A 2344-nucleotide genomic window follows, 5' to 3' on the forward strand; every position below is an offset into this window, starting at 1 on the left:
CCGTTCCGCCTTCGGGTCGTACATCGGCTTCAGCGAGGCTTCCGCCGCGAAACGCTCGCCGGCGATCTCGATCTCGTAGGACGAGGCCAGCACGTCCGCCTCGCTCTCGACCTTGCAGGGCACATAGCCGAGGCCGACCGCGCCGCCGAGATGGTGGCCGTAATTGCCCGAGGTGATCGGGCCGACAATCTTGCCGTCACGCAGGATCGCCTCGTTGTGGAAGAGCAAAGGCTGCGGGTCTTTCAGGCGGAACTGCATCAGGCGGCGGTTGAGACCTGCCTCCTTCTTCCTGAGCACCGCATCGCGGCCGATGAAGTCGGCCTTGGCCGTCTTCACGGCGAAGCCGAGGCCAGCCTCCAGCACATTGTCCTCGTCGGTGATGTCGTGGCCGAAATGGCGGAAGGCTTTTTCGATGCGGCAGGAATCGAGCGTGTGCAAGCCGCAGAGCTTCAGGCCGACATCGGCTCCGGCATCGGCGATCGCCTCGAAGACATGGGCGGCCTGCTCGGTCGAGACATAGAGCTCCCAGCCGAGCTCGCCGACATAGGTGACGCGGTGGGCGCGGGCGAGCCCCATGCCGATCTCGATCTCCTGGAACGTGCCGAACGGGTTGTTCTCGTTGGAGAAATCGTTCGGGCTGGCCTTCTGGATGAGCTTGCGCGCATCGGGGCCCATCAGGCAGAGCACGCTTTCGGCTACCGTGACATCGGTGATGACGACGAACTCGTCGGCCAGATGCTTGCGCAGCCAGGCCAGGTCGCGTTGCAATGTCGCGCCGGGGACGACCAGAAAGAAAGCCATTTCCGACAGGCGCGACACCGTCAGGTCGCTCTCGATACCGCCGCGCTGGTTGAGCATCTGGGTGTAGACGATCTTGCCCGGTGCCACGTCCATGTCGTTGGCGCAGAGCTTCTGCAGGAAGGCACAGGCGTCGCGGCCCTCGACGCGGATCTTGCCGAACGAGGTCATGTCGAACAGGCCGACCTTGTTCCTGACCGCCAGATGCTCCTCGCGCTGGTTGTCGAACCAGTTCTGCCGCTTCCAGGAATAGCGGTATTCGCGCTCCTGTCCTTCGCAGGCAAACCAGTTGGCGCGCTCCCAGCCCGCGACTTCACCAAAGACAGCGCCGCGGGCCTTCAGATGCTCGTGCAGTGGCGAGCGACGGACACCACGTGACGTCGCAAACTGCCGGTAGGGGAAATGGTCGGCATAGAGCAGGCCGAGCGTTTCGGAGACGCGTTCCTTGAGGTAGCGGCGGTTCTTCTGGAACGGCTGGGCGCGGCGGATATCGACTTCCCAAAGGTCGAAGGGTGCTTCACCGTCATTGATCCATTGCGCCAGCGCCATGCCGGCGCCGCCGGAGGAAACGATGCCGATCGAATTGTAGCCGGTCGCCATCCAGTAGCCGGAAAGCTCCGGCGCCTCGCCGAGATAATAGCGGTCGTCCGGGGTAAAACTTTCGGGGCCGTTGAAGAAGGTATGGATGCCGGCGGTCGCCAGCATCGGCATGCGGTTGACGCCCATTTCGAGGATTGGCTCGAAATGATCCATGTCCTCGGGCAACTGGTCGAAGCAGAAATCCTCGCGGATGCCGTCCATGCCCCAGGGCTTCGCCACCGGTTCGAAGGCGCCCAGCATCATCTTGCCGGCGTCCTCCTTGTAATAGGCGCACTCGTCCGGTACCCGCAGCACCGGCAGGCGGGAGAGGCCGGGGATCGGCTCGGTGACGAGATAGAAATGCTCGCAGGCATGCAGCGGGATGGTGATCCCGTTCTGCCGTCCGAGCTCGCGCGCCCACATGCCGGCGCAGTTGACGATGATGTCGGTCTCGATCGTGCCATGGTCCTCGCCCTGGGCCCAGGAAACGCCGGTGACGCGGCCGTTTTTGGTGTGAACCTTGGTGACTTTCACATTCTCGATGATGGTCGCGCCGCGCTGGCGGGCGCCCTTGGCCAGCGCCATGGCTATGTTGGCCGGGTCGCACTGGCCGTCTAGCGGCAGGTGCACCGCGCCGACGACATCCGAAATGTTCAGATGCGGATACATCTGCTTGACTTCGCTGGGCGAAATCTCGCGCACGTCGACATCGAAGGCGCGGGCGAGAGACGCCTGGCGGTAGATCTCGTGCTTGCGCTCCTCGGTCAGCGCCACCGTGATCGAGCCGACCTGGCGCATGCCGGTGCCAACCTCGGTCTCGGCTTCCAGCTTGACGTAGAGATCGGCCGAGTATTTCGCCAGCCGGGTCATGTTCTGCGAGCCGCGCAACTGGCCGATCAGGCCGGCCGCGTGCCAGGTCGTGCCTGACGTCAGTTGCTTGCGTTCCAGGAGCACGACGTCGGTCCAG

At 64.0% G+C, this 2344-nt stretch carries 1 protein-coding gene; it reads right to left on the reverse strand.

The genetic code is table 11. The annotated features are described in order from the left end of the window. Positions 1-2344: GcvT family protein (locus EH240_RS36710; protein WP_148101176.1), on the reverse strand; the 2344-nt coding region annotated here is incomplete at both ends.

Source organism: Mesorhizobium tamadayense (assembly GCF_003863365.1).
Classification (GTDB): Bacteria; Pseudomonadota; Alphaproteobacteria; order Rhizobiales; family Rhizobiaceae; genus Mesorhizobium; species Mesorhizobium tamadayense.